General features: G+C 71.2%; 17 protein-coding genes. 10 read left to right on the top strand and 7 right to left on the bottom strand.

The features are described from left to right. Positions 1-61: 61 nt before the first annotated feature. Complete coding sequence (locus tag SSP29_RS33065; protein ID WP_089104550.1) at positions 62-1762, bottom strand: PucR family transcriptional regulator; 1701 nt, start codon at positions 1760-1762, stop codon at positions 62-64. 374 nt (positions 1763-2136) lie between these two features. On the opposite strand from SSP29_RS33065, the gene SSP29_RS33055 reads away from it, so the two are divergent. From SSP29_RS33055 to SSP29_RS33035, 5 genes are all read left to right on the top strand, one after another. Continuing rightward, complete coding sequence (locus SSP29_RS33055) at positions 2137-3027, top strand: FAD binding domain-containing protein (RefSeq protein WP_089104549.1); 891 nt, start codon at positions 2137-2139, stop codon at positions 3025-3027. Beyond that, entirely contained in the window at positions 3027-3611 is a 585-nt protein-coding gene (locus tag SSP29_RS33050; protein WP_089104548.1) for a (2Fe-2S)-binding protein, read from the top strand. Before SSP29_RS33055 ends, SSP29_RS33050 begins: the two co-directional genes overlap by 1 nt. A 5-nt stretch (positions 3612-3616) precedes the next feature. Then, complete coding sequence (locus SSP29_RS33045; RefSeq protein WP_089104547.1) at positions 3617-6013, top strand: xanthine dehydrogenase family protein molybdopterin-binding subunit; 2397 nt, start codon at positions 3617-3619, stop codon at positions 6011-6013. Positions 6014-6190: 177 nt separating this feature from the next. Then, the gene (locus SSP29_RS33040) at positions 6191-7651 is read left to right on the top strand and encodes an NCS2 family permease (RefSeq protein WP_089104546.1); all 1461 of its coding nucleotides are present in this window, start codon (positions 6191-6193) and stop codon (positions 7649-7651) included. 122 nt (positions 7652-7773) lie between these two features. Next, on the top strand, positions 7774-8931 hold the full coding sequence (locus tag SSP29_RS33035; protein ID WP_089104545.1) for an XdhC family protein: 1158 nt from the start codon (positions 7774-7776) through the stop codon (positions 8929-8931). A gap of 216 nt (positions 8932-9147) precedes the next feature. On the opposite strand, the gene SSP29_RS33030 is transcribed toward SSP29_RS33035, so the two are convergent. Continuing rightward, on the bottom strand, positions 9148-9822 hold the full coding sequence (locus SSP29_RS33030) for a Crp/Fnr family transcriptional regulator (protein WP_089104761.1): 675 nt from the start codon (positions 9820-9822) through the stop codon (positions 9148-9150). 91 nt (positions 9823-9913) lie between these two features. Then, complete coding sequence (locus tag SSP29_RS56855; protein ID WP_089104544.1) at positions 9914-10354, bottom strand: SRPBCC family protein; 441 nt, start codon at positions 10352-10354, stop codon at positions 9914-9916. A gap of 156 nt (positions 10355-10510) precedes the next feature. Here SSP29_RS56855 and SSP29_RS33020 point away from each other — a divergent pair, with 156 nt between their 5' ends. After that, the gene (locus tag SSP29_RS33020; protein ID WP_089104543.1) at positions 10511-11533 is read left to right on the top strand and encodes a DUF2278 family protein; all 1023 of its coding nucleotides are present in this window, start codon (positions 10511-10513) and stop codon (positions 11531-11533) included. Positions 11534-11623: 90 nt separating this feature from the next. Next, a complete protein-coding gene (locus SSP29_RS33015) occupies positions 11624-12862 on the top strand; it encodes a cytochrome P450 (protein ID WP_089104542.1) in 1239 nt (412 codons plus the stop codon). A 294-nt stretch (positions 12863-13156) separates the two neighbouring features. Here the strand turns inward: SSP29_RS33015 and SSP29_RS33010 are convergent, their stop codons facing one another. From SSP29_RS33010 to SSP29_RS32995, 4 genes are all read right to left on the bottom strand, one after another. Then, entirely contained in the window at positions 13157-14938 is a 1782-nt protein-coding gene (locus SSP29_RS33010) for an esterase (protein WP_150135371.1), read from the bottom strand. Positions 14939-15253: 315 nt separating this feature from the next. Then, the gene (locus SSP29_RS33005) at positions 15254-16084 is read right to left on the bottom strand and encodes a polysaccharide deacetylase family protein (protein WP_089104541.1); all 831 of its coding nucleotides are present in this window, start codon (positions 16082-16084) and stop codon (positions 15254-15256) included. A gap of 86 nt (positions 16085-16170) precedes the next feature. After that, positions 16171-17085, bottom strand: a complete 915-nt coding sequence (locus SSP29_RS33000) for an aldo/keto reductase (protein ID WP_089104540.1) — start codon at positions 17083-17085, stop codon at positions 16171-16173. Between the two features lie 43 nt (positions 17086-17128). Then, positions 17129-17782: a nuclear transport factor 2 family protein gene (locus tag SSP29_RS32995; RefSeq protein ID WP_089104539.1), complete on the bottom strand. Its 654-nt coding sequence runs from the start codon at positions 17780-17782 to the stop codon at positions 17129-17131. A 186-nt stretch (positions 17783-17968) separates the two neighbouring features. Here SSP29_RS32995 and SSP29_RS32990 point away from each other — a divergent pair, with 186 nt between their 5' ends. The 3 genes from SSP29_RS32990 (at position 17969) to SSP29_RS32980 (ending at position 19916) form a co-directional block, all read left to right on the top strand. After that, a complete protein-coding gene (locus tag SSP29_RS32990; protein WP_150135369.1) occupies positions 17969-18607 on the top strand; it encodes a TetR/AcrR family transcriptional regulator in 639 nt (212 codons plus the stop codon). A gap of 231 nt (positions 18608-18838) precedes the next feature. Continuing rightward, on the top strand, positions 18839-19480 hold the full coding sequence (locus SSP29_RS32985) for a phosphoribosyltransferase (protein ID WP_089104538.1): 642 nt from the start codon (positions 18839-18841) through the stop codon (positions 19478-19480). Positions 19481-19496: 16 nt separating this feature from the next. Beyond that, positions 19497-19916 (top strand): TIGR03668 family PPOX class F420-dependent oxidoreductase, encoded by a 420-nt coding sequence (locus tag SSP29_RS32980; protein WP_089104537.1) that lies wholly within the window; start codon positions 19497-19499, stop codon positions 19914-19916. The last annotated feature ends 10 nt before the right edge of the window (positions 19917-19926 follow it).

Here is a 19926-nt window from a genome sequence, read left to right as displayed (position 1 = left end):
TTCACAAAGTCGTGGGACGGCGGCGGCACTTGGCGCGAGCCGGTCGCACGCCCGCGTGACCTCAGCTCATCCGCAATGCCAAGAAGAAATCGAGCTTGTCCTCCAGCCGGGACAGGTCCCGGCCCGTCAACTGCTCGATCCTCCCCACGCGATAGCGCAGCGTGTTGACGTGCAGGTGGAGACGGGTGGCGCAGCGGGTCCAGGAGCCGTCGCAGTCGAGGAACGCCTCAAGGGTGGGGATCAGTTCGGCGCGGTGGCGGCGGTCGTAGTCCCGCAGCGGGTCCAGCAGCCGGGCGGTGAAGGCACGCCGGACGTCGTCGGGGACGAAGGGGAGGAGAAGGACGTGCGAGGCCAGCTCCTGGTGGCCGGCCGCGCAGACCCGGCCCGGGCGGGCCGCCGCCACCCGGCGGGCGTGCCGGGCCTCCTCCAGGGCGCCGCGCAGCCCCTCCGCGGAGTGCACGGCCGCGCTGACACCGAGGGTGACCCGGCCGTCGTCGTCGAGACCCGCCGCCAGCGGGGCCCGTACGGCCTCCAGGAGGGCGTCGGCGTGGATGCCGGACTCGGAGCCGTCGTGCTCGGCGACGACGGCGGGCAGCGGGACGAGGGCGATCGCCTCGTCGCCGGTGTGGGCCACCGCTATCCGGTCGGAGGGCTCCGGGCCGGTCGCCAGCGGGTCGACCAGGATCTCCTCCAGCAGGGACTGGGCCACCGGGCCGCCCTCCACCTCGCCGCCGTCCCACTCGACGCGGGCGACGACCACCTGCCAGTGCGGGGCCGCGCCGAGGCCGGGCAGCAGGACCGGGGCGGCCACCCGCAGCCGGGCGGCGATCTCGGCCGGGGCCGCGCCGGTCTGGACCAGTTCGAGGACCTCCTGCGCGAGCCTGCGCCGCACCGTGCGGGCCGCGTCACGGCGGTCGCGCTCGACGGCGATCAGCTGGGTGACGCCCTGGAGCAGGTCGAGCCGCTCCTCGGGCCAGTCGCCCGCGTCCGCCTCGACCGCGAGCAGCCAGTCCGAGAGCACGGTCTCGCGGACGTCCCGGGCGCCCTGCGGGGAGCGGCCTCCCCCAGCTACCGCTGGGAGGTGCCCCCAGGACCGGATCGGGAAGAGCGAGTAGGTCGTGCCGTCGAGCAGGGTGCGGTGCGGGCCGCGGCGGCCGGTGCGGGTGGCGGCCAGGTGCTCGGCGGCCAGCGCGGCGCAGGTGTCGGCGGGCAGCGCGGGCCCCGACACCTTGGAGCCCGCGATCAGGCGGCCGGCCGGGGACAGCACCCAGGCGCGCAGGTCGAGGTCGGAGCCGAGCAGGTCCAGGACCACGTCCGGGCCGCCGCCCGCCGGGCCCGAGGTCATCATCCGCCGGTGCCGGTCCACGACGGCCGCCAGGTCCCCGGCCCGCTCGCCGCTGACCTGCCGTACGACATGCTCGGTGATCGTCGCGAAGGCCACCGACTCGTGGACCGCGAAGAGCGGGAGGCGGTGCCGGGCGCAGGCCACGACCAGGTCCTCCGGGACGGCGCCCAGCTCCGCCTCACCGGCCGCCAGCGCCACCACCCCGGCCTGCACCAGGAGTCGTACGAACGGCTCGGAGTCCGCCGCGTCCCGGCGCCAGGCCAGGCCCGTCAGCACCAGCTCACCGCCGGAGAGGTAGCGGCTGGGGTCGCGCAGGTCGGTGGTCATGACCCCGCGCACGGTACGGTCCAGCTCGTTCTCGCCGCCGAGCAGCCGCAGGCCCAGCGCATCGGTGTCCAGCAGTGCGCGCAGCCGCATCTCGTCGCCGCCGTTCTGTGTCTCGAAATCTACGATGAATCATGAAGGGTCACGGGTGAGGCGCCCGGACGGGAAGGTCCGCGGGCCGTCACCAAGGGTCGCCGGGCCGCAACCGATGGCTGCCAGGGCGTTTCCTGCGTTTCCACAGGAAAACCAGGAGGTTACTGATGACCCCTGTTCATACGAATCTACAAGATGCCCGTGCTGGCCAGCCAACTCCTTCATGGTTTCAGTGACTGACCCCGCTGGAGTAAGGGGCGGTGTACTGGCGTCATTCCGCGTTAACAGGACATGAACGAGCCGGGCCCGCCGCACACGGATTGGCTCAATCCGCACGACTCACGAGACTCACGAGACGGAGAAGAGAGCCGGTCATGGACTTCCTTCGCCCCGCCAGCTGGGAGGAGGCGCTCGCCGCGAAGGCCGAGCACCCCACCGCAGTGCCGATCGCGGGCGGCACCGATGTGATGGTCGAGATCAACTTCGACCACCGCCGGCCCGAATACCTCCTCGACCTCAACCGCATCGGTGATCTCTACGAATGGGAGACCGGCGAGGAGAGCGTACGGCTCGGCGCCTCCGTGCCGTACACCCGGATCATGGAGAACCTGCGCGCCGAACTGCCGGGCCTGGCCCTCGCCTCGCACACCGTCGCCTCCCCGCAGATCCGCAACCGCGGCGGCGTCGGCGGCAACCTCGGCACCGCCTCCCCGGCCGGCGACGCCCACCCCGCACTGCTCGCGGCGGGCGCCGAGGTCGAGGCCGAGTCGGTGCGCGGCACCCGGCTCATCCCCATCGACGACTTCTACACCGGCGTGAAGCGCAACGCCCTCGCGCCCGACGAGCTGATCCGCGCGGTGCATGTGCAGAAGGCCGACGGCCCGCAGCAGTACTCGAAGGTCGGCACGCGCAACGCGATGGTGATCGCCGTGTGCGCCTTCGGGCTCGCCCTGCACCCGGAGACGCGGACGGTCCGTACGGGGATCGGTTCGGCCGCCCCGACGCCGGTGCGCGCCAAGGTCGCCGAGGACTTCCTGAACGCGGCGCTCGACGAGGGCGGCTTCTGGGACAACGGAAAGATCATCACCCCGTCGGTCGCCAAGCAGTTCGCGGACCTGTGCGCCGCCGCCTGCAACCCGATCGACGACGTCCGGGGCACCGCGAGCTACCGCCGCCACGCGGTCGGCGTGATGGCCCGCCGGACGCTCACCTGGACCTGGGAGTCGTACCGCGGCACTACTTTGCAGAAGGGGAGTGTCGCCTGATGCGCGTCAACTTCACCGTCAACGGACGTCCGCAGGAAGCCGACGATGTGTGGGAAGGCGAGTCCCTGCTGTACGTGCTGAGGGAGCGCCTGGGCCTGCCCGGTTCCAAGAACGCCTGCGAGCAGGGGGAGTGCGGGTCGTGCACCGTCCGGCTGGACGGCGTGCCCGTGTGCTCGTGTCTGGTCGCGGCGGGGCAGGTGGAGGGCCGGGAGGTCGTCACCGTGGAGGGGCTGGCGGAGTATGCGAGGCAGCGGGCCTGCGGGACGGATGCCTGTGGTATGTCACATGTCACGCGTGACACTTCAAAGAACTGGCAGCCCAAGCCCCCCTCCGACTCCCACACCGGAGAGGGCACCGAACTCTCCCCCATCCAGCAGGCCTTCATCGACGCCGGCGCCGTCCAGTGCGGCTTCTGCACCCCGGGGCTGCTGGTCGCCGCCGACGAGATGCTGGAGCACAACCCCAACCCGACCGACGCGGACATCCGCGAGGCGCTCTCGGGCAACCTGTGCCGCTGCACCGGCTACGAGAAGATCATGGACGCGGTCCGTCTCGCGGCCGCCCGGCAGGGAGAGGCGGTCTGAGCGACATGCCCACCAACAGCGCCCCTCTCGGCACTCCCACCAAGGTCACCCAGGGCTCCCAGACCAGGGGCGGCATCGGCGAGTCCACGCTCCGCCCGGACGGCACCCTCAAGGTCACCGGCGAGTTCGCGTACTCGTCCGACATGTGGCACGAGGACATGCTCTGGGGCCAGATCCTCCGCTCGCCGGTCGCGCACGCCGAGATCGTCTCGATCGACACCGGCGAGGCCCTCGCCCAGCCCGGCGTCTACGCCGTCATGACGTACGACGACCTGCCCACCGAGGTGAAGAACTACGGCCTGGAGATCCAGGACACCCCGGTCCTCGCGCACGGCAAGGTACGCCACCACGGCGAGCCGGTCGCGATCGTCGCCGCCGACCACCCGGAGACCGCCCGCCGCGCGGCCGCGAAGATCAAGGTCGAGTACCGCGAGCTGCCCGTCATCACCGACGAGGCCTCCGCGACCGCGCCCGGTGCCGTGCTGGTCCACGAGAACCGCGACGACCACCACATCGGTCACGTCCCGCACCCCAACATCGTGCACCGCCAGCCGATCGTCCGCGGCAACGCCGACGAGGCCGCCAAGAGGGCCGACGTCATCGTCAAGGGCGAGTACTACTTCGGCATGCAGGACCAGGCCTTCCTCGGCCCCGAGTCCGGCCTCGCGGTGCCCGAGGAGGACGGCGGCGTCCACCTCTACATCGCCACCCAGTGGCTCCACTCCGACCTGCGCCAGATCGCCCCGGTGCTCGGCCTGCCCGAGGACAAGGTGCGGATGACGCTGTCCGGCGTCGGCGGCGCGTTCGGCGGCCGCGAGGACCTGTCGATGCAGATCCACGCCTGCCTGCTGGCGCTGCGCACCGGCAAGCCGGTGAAGATCGTCTACAACCGGTTCGAGTCCTTCTTCGGTCACGTCCACCGCCACCCGGCGCGCCTCTACTACGAGCACGGGGCAACGCGCGAAGGCAAGCTGACGCACGTCAAGTGCCGGATCGTGCTCGACGGCGGTGCCTACGCCTCCGCCTCCCCGGCCGTCGTCGGCAACGCCTCCTCGCTCGGCATCGGGCCCTACGTCGTCGACGACGTCGACATCGAGGCCATCGCCCTCTACACCAACAACCCGCCCTGCGGCGCGATGCGCGGCTTCGGCGCGGTCCAGGCGTGCTTCGCCTACGAGGCCCAGATGGACAAGGTGGCGAAGCAACTGGGCATGGACCCGGTGGAGTTCAGGAAGCTGAACGCCATGGAGCAGGGCACCATCATGCCGACCGGCCAGCCGGTGGACTCGCCGGCCCCCGTCGCCGAACTCCTGCGCCGGGTCAGCGCGATGCCGCTGCCGCCCGAGCGCCAGTGGGAGAGCAGCGAGGGGGCGGACGTACGGCAGCTGCCCGGCGGTCTGTCCAACACCACGCACGGCGAAGGCGTCGTACGCGGTATCGGCTACGCGGTCGGCATCAAGAACGTCGGCTTCTCCGAGGGCTTCGACGACTACTCGACCGCGCGCGTGCGGATGGAGGTCGTCGGCGGCGAGCCGGTCGCCGTCGTGCACACCGCGATGGCGGAGGTCGGGCAGGGCGGTGTGACCGTCCACGCGCAGATCGCGCGCACCGAGCTCGGCGTGGCGCAGGTGACCATGCACCCCGCCAACACCCAGGTGGGCTCGGCCGGTTCGACCTCGGCCTCCCGGCAGACGTACGTCACCGGCGGCGCCGTGAAGAACTCCTGCGAGCTGGTCCGTGAGCAGGTCCTGGACCTGGGCCGCCGCAAGTTCGGCACGTACCACCCCGCTTGGGCCACTGCCGAGCTGCTCCTGGAGGGCGGCAAGGTCGTCACCGACGGCGGCGAGGTGCTCGCCGACCTGGTCGACGTCCTCGGCGACGAGGCCGTGGAGATCGAGGCGGAGTGGCGGCACCGCGCGACCGTGCCGTTCGACCTGCACACCGGGCAGGGCAACGGCCACGTCCAGTACAGCTTCGCCGCCCACCGCGCGGTCGTCGAGGTCGACACCGAACTGGGCCTGGTCAAGGTGATCGAACTGGCCTGCGCCCAGGACGTCGGCAAGGCGCTCAACCCGCTCTCCGTCGTGGGCCAGATCCAGGGCGGTACGACCCAGGGCCTGGGCATCGCGGTGATGGAGGAGATCATCGTCGACCCGAAGACCGCGAAGGTCAGGAACCCGTCCTTCACGGACTACCTGATCCCGACCATCCTCGACACGCCGACCATCCCGGTCGACGTCCTCGAACTCGCCGACGACCACGCCCCGTACGGGCTGCGTGGCGTCGGCGAAGCACCGACGTTGTCGTCGACTCCGGCGGTCCTCGCGGCGATCCGCAACGCGACGGGCCTGGAGCTCAACAGGACGCCGGTACGCCCGGAACACCTGACGGGCAACGCGTAACACCGCCCGACAACGGCACCCCGGCGCCGGGCAGTTGCTCAACTCCCCGGCGCCGAACCCACAAGCGTGCACCTCCGGGCCGTCCCCCGGGTCATGCACTTCCCAAATCCCGTACCGCCGGAGGCGTCTGCGCAACGGCGGCTGCGGGGGCCCCTGTGAACCTTGGGAGACGGCACCATGACCCAGCAGTCACTGGAGCCCAGGGCGACGGCCGAAGACGCGGGAGAAGGCACCCGCGTCCCGGCCGGACGGTCCTGGCTCGACCGGTACTTTCACATTTCCCAGCGAGGATCGAGCGTCGCGCGTGAAGTGCGCGGCGGCGTCACCACCTTCATGGCGATGGCGTACATCCTCCTGCTCAACCCCCTGATCCTGTCCGGCAAGGACGCGGCCGGGGACACCCTCGGCCAGAAGGCGCTGATCACCGCGACGGCGTTCGCGGCGGCCTTCACCACGCTGCTGATGGGCTTCGCAGGCAAGGTGCCCCTCGCGCTCGCCGCCGGCCTCTCCGTCTCCGGTGTGCTGTCCTCGCAGGTCGCCCCGCAGATGACCTGGCCCCAGGCGATGGGCATGTGCGTGATGTACGGCGTCGTCATCATGCTCCTGGTCGTCACCGGCCTACGCGAGATGATCATGAACGCGATCCCGCTCGCGCTCAAGCACGGCATCACCATGGGCATCGGCCTGTTCATCGCCCTGATCGGCTTCTACAAGTCCGGCTTCGTGCACCAGGGCAAGGCCACCCCGGTCACCCTCGGCCCCGCGGGCGAACTGGCCGGCTGGCCGGTGCTGCTCTTCGCCGGCACCCTGCTGCTGATCTTCATGCTGCAGGCCCGGAACGTCCCCGGCGCGATCCTGATCGGGATCATCAGCGGCACGGTCGTGGCGGCCGTACTGAACGGCCTCGGGGTCATCGACCCGAAACAGTGGGCCAGCGGCGCCGCGCCCGAACTGCACGGCTCCGCGGTCTCCATGCCGGACTTCTCGCTCTTCGGGCACGTCGCGTTCGGCGGCTGGGGCAAGGTCGGCGCGATGACGGTGGCGATGATCGTCTTCACCCTCGTGCTCGCCGGGTTCTTCGACGCGATGGCCACCATCATCGGCGTCGGCACCGAGGCGAAGCTCGCCGACGACAAGGGCCGGATGCCGGGCCTGTCCAAGGCGCTGTTCATCGACGGCGCGGGCGGCGCGATCGGGGGAGTGGCCGGTGGCTCCGGCCAGACCGTGTTCATCGAGTCGGCCACGGGGGTCGGCGAGGGCGCCCGTACCGGTCTCGCCTCCGTCGTCACCGGCCTGTTCTTCGCGGCCTGCCTGTTCTTCACCCCGCTCACCGCGATCGTGCCGCAGGAGGTCGCCTCGGCCGCCCTGGTGGTCATCGGCGCGATGATGCTGATGAACGCCCGGCACGTGGACTGGGCCGACCGGGCCACCGCCATTCCGGTGTTCCTGACGGTCGTCCTGATGCCCTTCACCTACACCATCACCACCGGCGTGGCCGCGGGCGTCATCTCCTACACCGCCATCAAGGCAGCTCAGGGCAGGGCACGGGAGATCGGGGCATTCATGTGGGGCCTGACAGGGATCTTCCTGGTCTATTTCGCCCTCAATCCCATTGAGAGCTGGCTGGGCGTCCACTAGGACGCTCCGCTGGGAGAGCCGTGATGGGCCGGTGGTCGGCTGCCGGTCCGTTGTGGCTGGTCGCGCAGTTCCCCGCGCCCCCTACGGGGCGCCTGCCCCAACCTCGTTAAGGAGATCCGGACATGCTGGACATCGCCGAGGAGCTGAGTCGGTGGGTCGCCGACGGGCGGGACTTCGCCGTGGCCACGGTGGTGGCGGTCGGTGGCAGTGCGCCGCGGCAGCCCGGGGCCGCTCTCGCGGTGGACGCCGAGGGCACGGCCGTGGGCTCGGTCTCCGGCGGTTGTGTGGAGGGTGCCGTGTACGAGCTGTGCCGGCAGGCGCTGGAGGACGGGGAGACCGTCCTGGAGCGCTTCGGGTACAGCGACGACGACGCCTTCGCCGTCGGTCTGACCTGTGGCGGCGTCATCGACATCCTCGTCACACCGGTGCGGGCGGACGACCCCGTCCGGCCGGTGGCCGCGGCCGCGCTGGCCGCTGCCGTGCGCGGGGACGCGGCGGCGGTCGCGCGGATCGTCACCGGGCCGCCGGAGCTCCTGGGCCGCGCCCTCCTGGTGGACGCCGACGGCTCCCACGAGGGCGGCTTCGGCGCCCATCCGGAGCTGGACCGCACGGTCGCCGCCGAGGCGGCCGCCTTCCTGGACGCGGGCCGCACCGGCACCCTGGAGATCGGAGAGCAGGGCTCTCGGTGCGGAGCACCGCTCATGGTGCTGGTCGAGTCGTCCGTACCGCCGCCCCGGATGATCGTCTTCGGTGCGATCGACTTCGCGTCCGCGCTGGTCCGGGTCGGCAAGTTCCTCGGCTACCACGTCACGGTGTGCGACGCGCGCCCCGTCTTCGCGACCAGGAACCGCTTCCCGGAGGCCGACGAGATCGTCGTCGAGTGGCCGCACCGGTACCTGGAGCGCACCCAGGTCGACGGCCGTACCGTCCTGTGCGTCCTCACCCACGACGCCAAGTTCGACGTCCCGCTGCTCCGGCTCGCCCTGCGCCTCCCGGTGGCCTACGTCGGCGCGATGGGCTCCCGCCGCACCCACCTGGACCGAAACGAGCGCCTGCGCGAGGTCGACGTCACCGAACTGGAGCTGGCCCGCCTCAGGTCGCCCATCGGCCTCGACCTCGGCGCCCGTACGCCCGAGGAGACCGCGCTGTCGATCGCGGCCGAGATCGTCGCGAACCGCAGGGGCGGCAGCGGGGTCTCCCTGACCGGGGCGCACACCCCGATCCACCACGACGTGACGTCTTCGCAGGCCCCGGCGCGGCGGATCGGGTCGGTGGCCTAGCTCCCCCTGTGGCGGCCGTCCCGGTGTGCTCCCCCGGAGCGCCCGGTCCGTTCCCCCGATCGCCGTACCGGTCCGGGCGCCAGGGGACGATGGAAGCGCCTTCACAGCCGCCGTACAGCGTCAAATGACGCATTCGGCGCCGGGAGTTCCGTTCTCATGCACGCGAGTTGCACGTGAGTTGCACGCGGGTTGCGTGCGGGCCGCAGGCGCGCCGGTTCACTCCTCGGCCCAGCGCCGCAGCCCCGCCAGGTCGAGTACGACGGTCCGCCCCCGGCGGGTGGCCACCAGGCCCTCCTGCTGCATGGCCCGCAGGCAGCGCACCACCGACTCCCTGGACGCCCCGGTGGCGGCGGCCAGTTCACGCTGGTTGACCTGTACGGCGACGGCACCAGGCAGGGTCTCCGGGGCGGCCGAGCCGTACTGCACGGCGAGCTTCACCAGCAGCCCGGCGACCCGGGCGCGAGTGGTGCGGGCGCCCTGTTCGGCGCGCAGCCCGTCGGAGTCCCGTAATCGGCCCACGACACTGCGCAGCACCGACAGGCACAGGCCCGGGTCGCGCTCCAGGAGCCGCAGGAAGGCCTCCGCGGCGACCACCGCGCCCTCGCTGCGGCGCATCGCGGTGACCGTCGCGCCCCGGGGCCGGCCGTCTATGCAGGAGAACTCGCCGAGGAGCTCACCGGGGCCGCGCAGGGCGAGCAGGCTGGTGTAGCCGTTGGCCGAGTCGACCGTCACCTTGACCAGGCCGTCGGTGAGCAGGACGACGGAGTGGGCCTCCTCGCCCTCCCGCATCAGCACCTCGCCGCGGGTCCACCCGCGCGGATGCCCGGCCTCCCGTAACAGCTTCGCTTCCCCGGGCGAGAAGAACGCCACCTTCGAGCCTCCCGGCCGCATCGAACCACGGTGACCGTTCGGCACCGGACGGCCACTGTCCATCCTGCGGCCGGGCTCTGCCAAGGGGCCGGCGGTCCGCACGGCACCGCGGTCAGGGCCGCCGGAGCAGCGAGTTGACCGCCCGTCCGAACACGGCCCGGGACATCCGGCGCACCAGCGGGTCGAAGAGCGACGGCAGCCCCCGGATCCGCAGTTCCTCGTGCCAGACCACCCGGGTGCGGCCGCCGGGGCCGGGGTGCACCTCCAGTTCGGCCCAGCCGAGCACCACCCGGCCGTGCTTGACCAGGCGGCACCGGCCGGAGCCGCCGTCCTCCGGCGGATGCCAGACGGTCACCTCCATGGGATCCTCGAAGGACAGCGGTCCGAGACCGGAACGCGCCACGAAGACCGTGCCCTCGTGGGTCGGGGGATCGGTGAGCACGGTGATCCGGGTCAGCGGGACCACGTCGGCATGCCGGGACCACTCCGTGAGCCGGCGCCACGCCTCGTCGATCGGCAGCGGAGCCGTGCGTTGGAGGAGGAAGTTGACCACGGCACGATCGTAGGGAACCGGCCACCGTTCGCGGGTCGCACACGGAGTGTTCACAGGACGTACAGAATCGTCCAACCCGGGCCACAGCCGGTCCGGGCCCCGTACGATTCCTGCCATGGCGGGCAAACCGCCTGCCTTCACGGGGAGTTGGTCATCATGCCGTTGAAGACCTATGGCGTACTGATCACGCGGGCTGTCGACACCCGGCGCGAAGGCGCCGCCGACACCCCGCACTACCAGATCCACCTCACGGACGACGCCGGCGTCCACTACCGGGCCGCGGTCAACGTCCTCTCGCAGCAGAAGCCCGCCGACCTGCTCTACCTCGTCGACGACGACCTGAAGCACCCGATCACGGCCCGCCTGGACGGTCTGACGAGCGGCTGGAACACCCTGCCGCCCGGGCCCGGCGGACCGAACCTCGACTTCGTGCGCGGCAACCTGTTCGACCCGGCCCACCTGCGCACCCTGCCCGCGGACGCGAGCGGCCCCGACAACGACCTGGCCGACCTCCTGGACCATTACGTACGGCGGGCGGTCGGCGACCCGGACGCCCGGCTGTACGTCTTCGGCGAGCGCTTCGGCCCCGAACCCTCCGTCAAGGACAAGGTGTTCGGCTTCCTGCCCGGCAACGGCGTCCACGACATCCATATGAACCAGGGCAACAGCGGCCGCTTCACCAGCGACGACGGGGTCTGGCAGGACGGCGGACTGCTGATCCGCTTCCCGGGCGACGGCCAGGCCGCGGAGCGCTGGGTCGGGATCTTCCTCGCCTTCCAGAGCCAGGCCTGGCACACCGACGACGCCACCGGCCACGCCCTCCCCGGCGTCGACACCTCCCGCCCCGCCCCCGGCGACCGGCCGGTCCGGATCGTCGCCGCGCTGGTCAACCCGGTCGGCCCCGCCCCGGAGGCGGAGACCGTCACCCTCCTCAACGCCTCGTCCGCCCCGGTCGACCTCACCGGCTGGCGCCTCCTCGACCGCATCGGCCAGGCCTCCCCGGTACCGGCCGGCCCCCTCGCCGCCGGCGCCGCCCTGGCCGTACCGCTGTCCGACGGCGCCCAACTCGGCAACCACGGCGGCGAGATCAGCCTCCTCGACGCCGCCGGGCTCAAGGCCGACGGGGTGTCGTACACGGCCCAGCAGGCGACCCGCGAAGGATGGTGGGTCGTCTTCTGACCGGGCCGCGCACGGCCCTGTCGCGGCCGCACGGCGGTACGGCACCATGAGCGCGACCCGTACCGCCGTCGTCGTCCCGGGGGGCCTCTCATGGCACACGAACACGAACCGCAAGGCAGACTCGACGAGTTGATGCGCGAGCCCTATCCGCTCTACGCGCGGGCACAGGCGGCCGAGGGTCTGGTCCGCGTGCCCGAGCTGGACGCCTGGCTGGTCGCCCGGGACGCCGACGTACGGGAAGTGCTGCTCCGTACCGAGGAGTTCTCGTCGGTGAACGCGTTACGGCCGGACGTCATGCCGTCGCCCGCCGCGCTCGCGGTGCTGGGCGGCGGCTTCGGCGGCGGGCCGGTGGTGGTCGTCTCGGACGGCGAACGGCACCAGCGGCTGCGGGCACCGCTGCTGCGCGCGCTGTCGCCCGCCCGGATCGCGGCGGCCGTGCCCTACGCCCGTGAACGCGCCGCCGCCCTCGTCGACGCCTTCGCCAAGGACGGCCGGGCGGAGCTGATGGCGGCCTACGCCATGCGGCTGCCCGGCGAGGTCATCGGCCGGATCGTCGGACTCGACCCCGCCGACGTGCCCCTCGTCGTGCACGGCGGGTACCGCGCCGAGGAACTGCTGTTCCGGCCGCTGCCGGAGGACGAGCAGATCGCCGCCGCCGAGGACGTGGTCGCCATGCAGCACGTCCTCGACCGCTGCGCCCGCGACCGCTACACGCACCCCCGCGAGGACCTGGCCACGGAGATCGTCGCCTCCGTGGCCGAGCCCGGCCACGGGCAGCTCTCCCTGGCGCAACGGCACGAGGCCGTCGCCCACCTCCAGAACCTGCTGATCGCCGGGCACCTGACCACGACCGCGCTCATCGGCACCACCGTCCTGCACCTGCTGAGCCACCGGGACCAGTGGGAACTGCTGTGCGCCCGGCCCGACCTGATCCCGGCGGCCGTCGAGGAGGCGGCCCGCTACGACACCGCGCTCCAGGGCTTCCGCCGGGTCACCACCTGCCCGGTCGCCCTCGCCGGCACCGAACTCCCCGCCGAGGCCGAGCTGTTCGTCGCCTTCGGCGCGGCGAACCGCGACGCCTCGCGGCACCCCCGCCCCGACGCGTTCGACATCACCCGGGACGCCCCCGCCCGCCATCTCGCCTTCGGCTTCGGCGCGCACGCCTGCGTGGGCGCCCAGCTTGCCCGCGAACAACTCCGCATCACGCTGGAGGAGTTGACCCGCCGGCTCCCGGACCTGCGGCTCGCGGAGGGCCGTCCGGTCACCATGCGGCCGACGATGATCCACCGCTCACCGGAGGAGCTGCACCTCACCTGGGCGGTGTCCTAGGGCCTGTCTGACAATTCCCGTCTGCCTCGCGACGCCATGCACGCACTCTCGCCGCACCGGGCGCAGACCCAGGTACGTCCAGTACGAGGGCCTACGCCCGGCACGCCGAGAGCACGCACCTGACGCCGCGAGGCCGCCCTCCGGGCGACGACGGGAATGGTCAGACAGGCCCTAGGAGCTGTTCGGGGTCCGGGTCCAGGCGGAGTCGAGGGCGGTGCCGGGAGCGCCTCCGCTCCGGTGCCGGGCGTCCGATCGAGGTTCGTCGGTCGGACGCCCGGGCTGTGCGGACCGTGGTCACTTCTTGGTGACGGACTCCACCCAGCTGAGGAAGTTCGTCGTCGAGTCGCCGGTGCGCTCGGCCTGGGTGTGTCCCTGGGCCCACACGGTGGCGAAGTCGACGTCGCGGATGCCGTAGTTCTGCAGGGCCAGCGCGATGTTGATCTCGGTCGTGTTGGCCGTGTCACCCTGCATGATGCCGGTGCGGATGCGCCAGTGGCGCGCCGGCCGCGAGCGGCGGTAGCCGTCGAAGGCGGGTGAGAGGAAGTACAGCGGGTTGTACGCGTCGGCCCGCCAGGCCATGTCCTTGCCGACGCTGTCCTTCTTGGCGAAGTCGCTGTCGTACGCCGAGGAGCCGTAGTCGGAGTTCCAGTCGGAGTACGTGGCGTACGTCGTCTCGTTCGCCTTGACGACGTCACGAGTGAGCGGCGCGAAGTGCGAGGGGGCGTCGAGCCCCATCGCGAAGACGCCGTTCTCGGTCTGCCCGCGGGAGTACCCGTCGAACGCGCCGACCGGCTTGCTCGCGGTCTTCTGGCTGTTGACGAAGCCTTCGAGGCCGGAGACCGTGACGGTGTTGGCCGTGGCGTCGTAAGTGACCCACGTACTGGCGGTGTTGAGGTAGGCGATGTAGTCGTCGACCGTCTCGTACGTGGTCGAGGACCCCGTCTGGCCCGATCCGGGCGGGCCGCCCATCGTGGTGATGGTGTACGGGAAGGTGTTGTCGGACAGGAAGTTGTTCAGCGAGGTGGTGATCACCTCGACCAGGTGGTCGTAGTAGCTGCCGGCCAGGTAGGTGCCGCTGTCGGACTCGGTCAGCCGCAGGCGCCTGCCCTGCTCGTCGCGCAGCCCCAGGCGGTTGACGTACTTGGGCCAGGCCTTCGCGAGGTCCGCCGAGTAGGCGCTGGTCCAGGTCCCGGACGCGCGCGTGCCGGCCGAGGCGAACTGGCCCATGTTCCACTCGTAGGACAGGTTGGCCTCGTGCAGGCTGGTGATCGGGCACCAGGCCATGACACCGGCGACCGCGTCGCTGAGGGGCCGGCCCTGGGCGTCCTCCATCGCCGCGCCGATCGTGCGCAGGTACGGGTGGAACAGGGGGCTGTCACCGGACGCGCCCGCCACGGTGTCCTGGGCGCCGCCGCCGCTCATGCCGAACAGGACGATGTCGTCCGTGCTGCCGGGCAGGACGCCCCGGTTGTACCGCAGGAAGCGGACCGCGGCCTTGAGGTCGGTCACGCCCCAGGGGGCCGCGTCGGAGCGGGTGCCGGTCGAGCTGTCCCGGCCGCGCAGGCCCGGCCACACGTAGATGTGCCCGGCCGCGAGGTACTGCGACACGCTGCTGTAGCTGTAGGACGTGGCCGGCTTCTGCCCGGCGTACCCGGGGGTGTTGACCGGGATCACGATCGGCGCCGTGCGTCCCGAGTACGCGCCGACGGTGCCCTTCGGGTTGAGCGTCGCGGTGTACGTGGTCCCGTCGCTGTTCGCGGTGGCCGTCAGATAGGCGCCCGGCACGTAGATCGACAGGTTCTCGTAGTCCGTCGCGGCCGGGCTGGCGACGTACACCTTCCCGATCTGGTAGTACACGTCGTTCGTCGCGTCGTACGACCAGGCGGTGGAGTCGAACTCCAGCGAGTACGCCGAGGACGTGCTCGACGAGCTGTCCGACGACGATGTGCCGGCGAAAGCCGTGCCTGCCGCGCCCTCGGCGATTCCGAACGCGGCCATGGCCGCGGCGCCCCGGATTACGGTTCTGCGGTTGACGTCCACCCGGTAGACCTCCTTGTGCAGCGGGTTCGTGGTCACAGCCGTACCTGCGCGCCGCTCTGGCGGCATCGCGGGCAGGTCGGGCTGTGCGGCTCGTACGAGTCCCCGACTGTAGGCAAGGAGGCCCAGGAGTGTTGACAATTTCGATGATAATTTTGTTAGAAGGCTCGCCGGGGGTTCTAGGGCCTGTCTGACCATTCCCGTCGTCGCCCGGAGGGTGGCCTCGCGGCGTCAGGTGCGTGCTCTCGGTGTGCCGGGCGTAGGCCCTCGTACTGGACGTACTTGGGTCTGCGCCCGGTGCGGCGAGAGTGCGTGCATGGCGTCGCGAGGCAGACGGGAATTGTCAGACAGGCCCTAGGGCCGGTACACCTTCCCCGGTTCGGCCTTGCCGGGGGCGAGCAGCTGGGGGACGGTCACGAACACGTACCCGCGCGCCTTGAGGGCGTCGATGATGCCGGGTACGGCGGGCACGGTGCCCTTGTAGAGGTCGTGCAGCAGGATGATCCCGTCCCGGGAGGCCTGGTCCAGGACCCGCTTCTCGATCAGTGCCGAGTCGGTGGTCATGTAGTCCTTCGCGGTCACGCTCCACAGCACCTCGGACAGGCCCAGCTCCCGGCAGATGCGGTGCACGTTCGCGTCGGTGCGGCCCTGCGGCGGGCGCATCAGCGTGGGCTTCCGTCCGGTGAGGTGCTCGATCGCGTCGTCGGTGCGGGTGAGCTCCTCGCGTATCTGCCGGTCCGGTATCCGCGTGAGGATCTTGTGGTCCCAGGTGTGGCTGGCGACCTCGTGCCCCTCCGCCGCCATCCGCTTCACCAGCTTCGGGTACTTCTCTATGTGCCGCTTGCCCAGCAGGAAGAAGGTCGCCGGGACGTGCTTCTCCTTGAGGATGTCGAGCAGCCGGGCCGAGTTCTCGCTGGGCCCCGCGTCGAAGGTGAGCGCGATGCACTTGGCCTCGCGGCAGTCGACGGTCCCGAACCGGGCCTGGCTCGTCGTGGCGGCGTGGTTGCGCGCGTCGGCCGGCGAGGTCGTGTCGACCTGGGCGCACCCCGCCAGGGTCAGGGCCAGCGAGACGGCCGCCGCGGTGAGTGCCGGGAGACGGAGACGGCCGGACCTGGTTCCGGTGGGCCGGAACCAGGAGGGCCGGCTTTCCCTCTTCTTGCTCGGAAGCTTGCTCCAAAGTGGCATGCCGGGACTATACATACAGTGTATAGAATGTGTGTACGAATTTTTTGGTGATCGGTTCCGGGTGGCGCGGGGGGCTCCAGGGCTGGTCAGCCGTGCGTGGTGGGGTCCACTTCCCCCCAGGCGATCCCCGCTCCGCGGTCCATGTCGCGCACACGGTCCATGTCGGCGTCATCGATGCGGAACGAGAAAACGTCCAGGTTCTCGCGCATGCGGACCGGGTCGGTGGTCTTGGGAAGCACCGGATAGCCGTTCTGCACGCCCCAGCCCAGAAGGAACTGCGCCTCGGTCACGCCGTACTTTTCCGCCAGCTTCTTGAAGGGGGAATCCGAGCGCTCGCCTTCGGTGCGCATCTCCTGCGTCTTTCCGCTCAGGTGGCCCGGCGCGGTGCGCCAGGTCGACAGCGGAACCAGGCTGCTGTAGGCGATGGGTGTGATGCCCTTCTGACGCAGGTGGGCGACCAGCCGGGGCTTCTGCGACCAGGGGTGCAGTTCGATCTGGTCGGCGTGCGGAACGGGAAGTCCCGCCTCGATCAGCTCGTCGATGTGGGCGGCGTTGAAGTTCGAGACGCCGATCGCGCGTGCCTTGCCGCTCTTGTGGGCCTCGACCAGTGCCTGCCACTGTTCCAGACGCTGCTCACGCCCGAACGTGGCGTGGACCAGATACAGGTCGACCTGCTCCAGGCCGAGCCGGTCGAGGCTCTCGTCGAGGGACCGCAGGGTCTCTTCGCCCGTCTTGCTGCGTTCCTCTGCCAGCGGCCACAGCTTGGTCGTCACGAACACGTCGCCGCGTTCGAGCCCTTCCTGCCGCATGCCGCGCCGCAGTCCTTCGCCGACGCCGCGCTCGTTCTCGTACACCTCGGCCGTGTCGATGTGCCGGGACCCCGCGGCCAGGGCGCTCTCGACGGCGGACGCGGCCTCAGCGTCCGGAATGAGATAGGTCCCGAAACCGACGAGGGGAACCTTCACCCCGGTGGTCAGCTCGTGATCAGGCGTATGGGTCATCGAAATCTCCTTGCCGGACGGCTTCCTGCTCCTTAAGTGCGGCTCAGTGCTTGTCGACGGCCGAGGCCCAGTCGAAGTCGACGCCCATCTGCTTGTACATGGTCGAGTAGCCGACGAAGCAGTTGAACTGCTCGACCTTGCCGTCCTTCAGGTACCAGAAGTCGGCGGTCGGTACGTCGACCTTCGCGCCGTTCGGCTTGACGGTGCCCGCCGGCGACTGCAGCGGTCCCTCGAACGTGCCCTGGATCGACAGCTCGATGCTGATCACGTCGCCGTTCACGGTGATGCGCTTGAGCTCACGGTGGACGTCGGGGAAGAGGTTGGCCATGTAGGGCAGCACGTTGCCGAGTGCCTCGCCCCGGTAGGCCACGCCGGGGACCATGTCGTTGAAGACGCCGTCCTCCGCGAAGCTGTTGACGAACGTGTCGACGTCCAGGCTGTTGCCCTCCGCCACGTGGTAGTCGCGCAGGACGACGGCGAGGTTCTCCCGCTCGTGCCGGGTCAGATGGCGGTCCGTGAGCGGCAGCTTCGCCAGGTCCTGATCGGTGAGGCCCCCGTGGGCCGCCGTACTGCTGTGGGCCGCCGTGTTCCGGTGGGCGGGGCTCGCGGCCTGTGACGGCGCGGCGGCGATGGAAAGACCGCCCAGGACCGCTATCGCGGCCGTGATGGTGAGCGACTTCCGGCTGAGCAGCTTCATGTCGTTTTCCTCCAGGTTCGCTCGCGGGATCCGGGATCCGGCGCCGCGGCTTCTCTCGCGCTCTTAGTTAATCAAACGCTCGCTTGAGCTTATGAACGGGCGGTGCGGGCTGTCAAGCGGCTGTTTGAATTGCGTGGCGGGGCGGCTGTTTGACAGTGAAGTCAAGCGGATGCTTGACTCCGCTTCGTGGTAGGGGCGAAAAAGACGGATCTGCGCCGGGAGGCCGGTCAGCGCACCCGGGACAGCCTGCAGACGGCCGCCCTGGAGTTGCTCTCGCAGCGAGGCCAGGAGGGCGTGACACTCCGCGAGATCACGGATCGCGCCGGAGCCAACGTCGCCGCGGTGAGTTATCACTTCGGGTCGCTGAAGGCGCTGTGCGACTCGGCGATAGAGCTCGCGCTGGAACGGTATCTGGACGCGCAGCTCCTGGAACTCGACGCGCTTGGTTCCGATGCGACGCTCCAGGACGTGGCGGTGGCGTTCGCCCGGCCGATGATGCGCGCGCTGGCGGCCGGTGGGCAGGACCTGGCCATGATGCGGACCGTGGCGCGCGTCGGCATCGATCCGCCCGAGGGATGGGACCGGCTGGCCGGCAAGTTCGACCGGAGTCGCCGGGAGGCCCTCCGGGTGCTGACCGTGAACCTTCCCGGAGTCGGCGAGGAGGAGCTGATCTTCCGTACGCGCTGCGCGGCCGGCCTGCTGAACTGGCTCGCCCTGGCACCCATCGGCACCGAGCTGGCCGCCCTGTCCGCCGGGCAGATCGAACGGCAGCTGGTCCCCGTGGTGACCGGTGCGTTCCGCGGGGACGCCCCGGCCGACGGCTGACCGGGCCGCCGGCCACCGGCCACCGGAATCCCGCAGATCGGGCAGCAGACCAGGCAGGGGACGGCGGTCGTGCGCGGCTCGGCTCGCTCCGGCGGATTCACCCCCTGCCGTGCACCTCGTCCGGCAACCGGCGCCGACCGGACCGCACGGTCACACCTCCGACGGCACCCGCCGCCACACCTGGTGTGACCATGGAGGAGGGGGACCGACCCCGGCCGGAGAGGACGCCCCATGCGCTACCGGGACCGCGCGCACGCCGGCCGTGAACTCGCCGCCGCACTGGGCAGGTTGCGCGACGAGGGCGCCCTGCCCGACCCGATCGTGCTGGCGCTGCCCCGGGGCGGGGTGGCCGTGGCCGCGGAGGTGGCGCGGGAGCTTCCGGCCCCGCTCGACGTGCTCGTCGTACGCAAGATCGGCGCCCCGTACCACGAGGAGTTCGGCGTCGGTGCGATCGCCGGGGACGACCCTCCGCTTCTCGACCCGGCGACCCTGGCCCGCCTGGACCTGAGCGAGGACGCCCTCGCCCCCGTGGTCGAGCGGGAGCGGCAGGAACTGCGCCGCCGCGAGCGCCGCTACCGGCAGGGCCGTCCGCCGCCCGAACTGCGCGGCCGTACCGTGCTCGTCGTCGACGACGGCCTCGCCACCGGCTCCACCGCCCGCGCCGCGCTGCGTCACATCCGGGGCCGCGGCCCCGCGCGGACCGTGCTGGCCGTCCCGGTCGGCGCGCCCGACTCCCTGGACGCGCTCGCCGCCGAGGCCGACCTCGTCGTCTGCCCCTGCCGGCCGGCCGTCTTCAGCGCGGTCGGGCAGTGGTACGACGACTTCGGGCAACTGACGGACGACGACGTGCTCGACGCGCTGGGCCGGGTCTGACGGGGCGGGGTGCGCGGTGCCGGAGCTGACCGAGGGCGAGGCGCGACGCCGGTTCGCCGCGGCCCGGGTGGCACGGCTCGCGACCGTGGACGAGGCGGGCCGTCCCCATCTGGTGCCGGTCGTCTTCGCACGGCACGGCGCCGACGGGATCGTCACGGCCGTGGACCACAAACCCAAGACCACACCCCGCCTCAAGCGGCTGCGCAACATCGCCGCGCGGCCGGCCGTGAGCCTGCTCGTGGACGCGTACGACGAGAACTGGGACCGCCTGTGGTGGGTCCGGGCGGACGGCGATGCGACGGTGATTCCCGCCGACGCGGCCGTCGTCGAGCCACTGTGCGAGAAATACCCGCAGTACCGGGAGCGCCCTCCCGGCGGCCCGGTCGTTCTCGTGACCGTGTCGCGCTGGACCGGCTGGCAGGCGGCGCCCTCCTGATCGCCGGATT

It is taken from the genome of Streptomyces hyaluromycini (assembly GCF_002217755.1).
GTDB lineage: Bacteria > Actinomycetota > Actinomycetes > Streptomycetales > Streptomycetaceae > Streptomyces > Streptomyces hyaluromycini.
This window is presented reverse-complemented; position numbering and strand designations above follow the sequence as displayed.

Bases quoted from the DNA above. Each gene is read 5' to 3' on its own strand.
- SSP29_RS32985 (WP_089104538.1), top strand. From the start codon at position 18,839: ATGCGCTACCGGGACCGCGCGCACGCCGGCCGTGAACTCGCCGCCGCA.
- SSP29_RS33065 (WP_089104550.1), bottom strand. From the start codon at position 1,762: ATGCGGCTGCGCGCACTGCTGGACACCGATGCGCTGGGCCTGCGGCTG.
- SSP29_RS32995 (WP_089104539.1), bottom strand. From the start codon at position 17,782: ATGAAGCTGCTCAGCCGGAAGTCGCTCACCATCACGGCCGCGATAGCG.
- SSP29_RS33055 (WP_089104549.1), top strand. From the start codon at position 2,137: ATGGACTTCCTTCGCCCCGCCAGCTGGGAGGAGGCGCTCGCCGCGAAG.
- SSP29_RS33030 (WP_089104761.1), bottom strand. From the start codon at position 9,822: ATGCGGCCGGGAGGCTCGAAGGTGGCGTTCTTCTCGCCCGGGGAAGCG.
- SSP29_RS33035 (WP_089104545.1), top strand. From the start codon at position 7,774: ATGCTGGACATCGCCGAGGAGCTGAGTCGGTGGGTCGCCGACGGGCGG.
- SSP29_RS33045 (WP_089104547.1), top strand. From the start codon at position 3,617: ATGCCCACCAACAGCGCCCCTCTCGGCACTCCCACCAAGGTCACCCAG.
- SSP29_RS33020 (WP_089104543.1), top strand. From the start codon at position 10,511: ATGCCGTTGAAGACCTATGGCGTACTGATCACGCGGGCTGTCGACACC.
- SSP29_RS33050 (WP_089104548.1), top strand. From the start codon at position 3,027: ATGCGCGTCAACTTCACCGTCAACGGACGTCCGCAGGAAGCCGACGAT.
- SSP29_RS33005 (WP_089104541.1), bottom strand. From the start codon at position 16,084: ATGCCACTTTGGAGCAAGCTTCCGAGCAAGAAGAGGGAAAGCCGGCCC.
- SSP29_RS33000 (WP_089104540.1), bottom strand. From the start codon at position 17,085: ATGACCCATACGCCTGATCACGAGCTGACCACCGGGGTGAAGGTTCCC.
- SSP29_RS33040 (WP_089104546.1), top strand. From the start codon at position 6,191: ATGACCCAGCAGTCACTGGAGCCCAGGGCGACGGCCGAAGACGCGGGA.
- SSP29_RS33015 (WP_089104542.1), top strand. From the start codon at position 11,624: ATGGCACACGAACACGAACCGCAAGGCAGACTCGACGAGTTGATGCGC.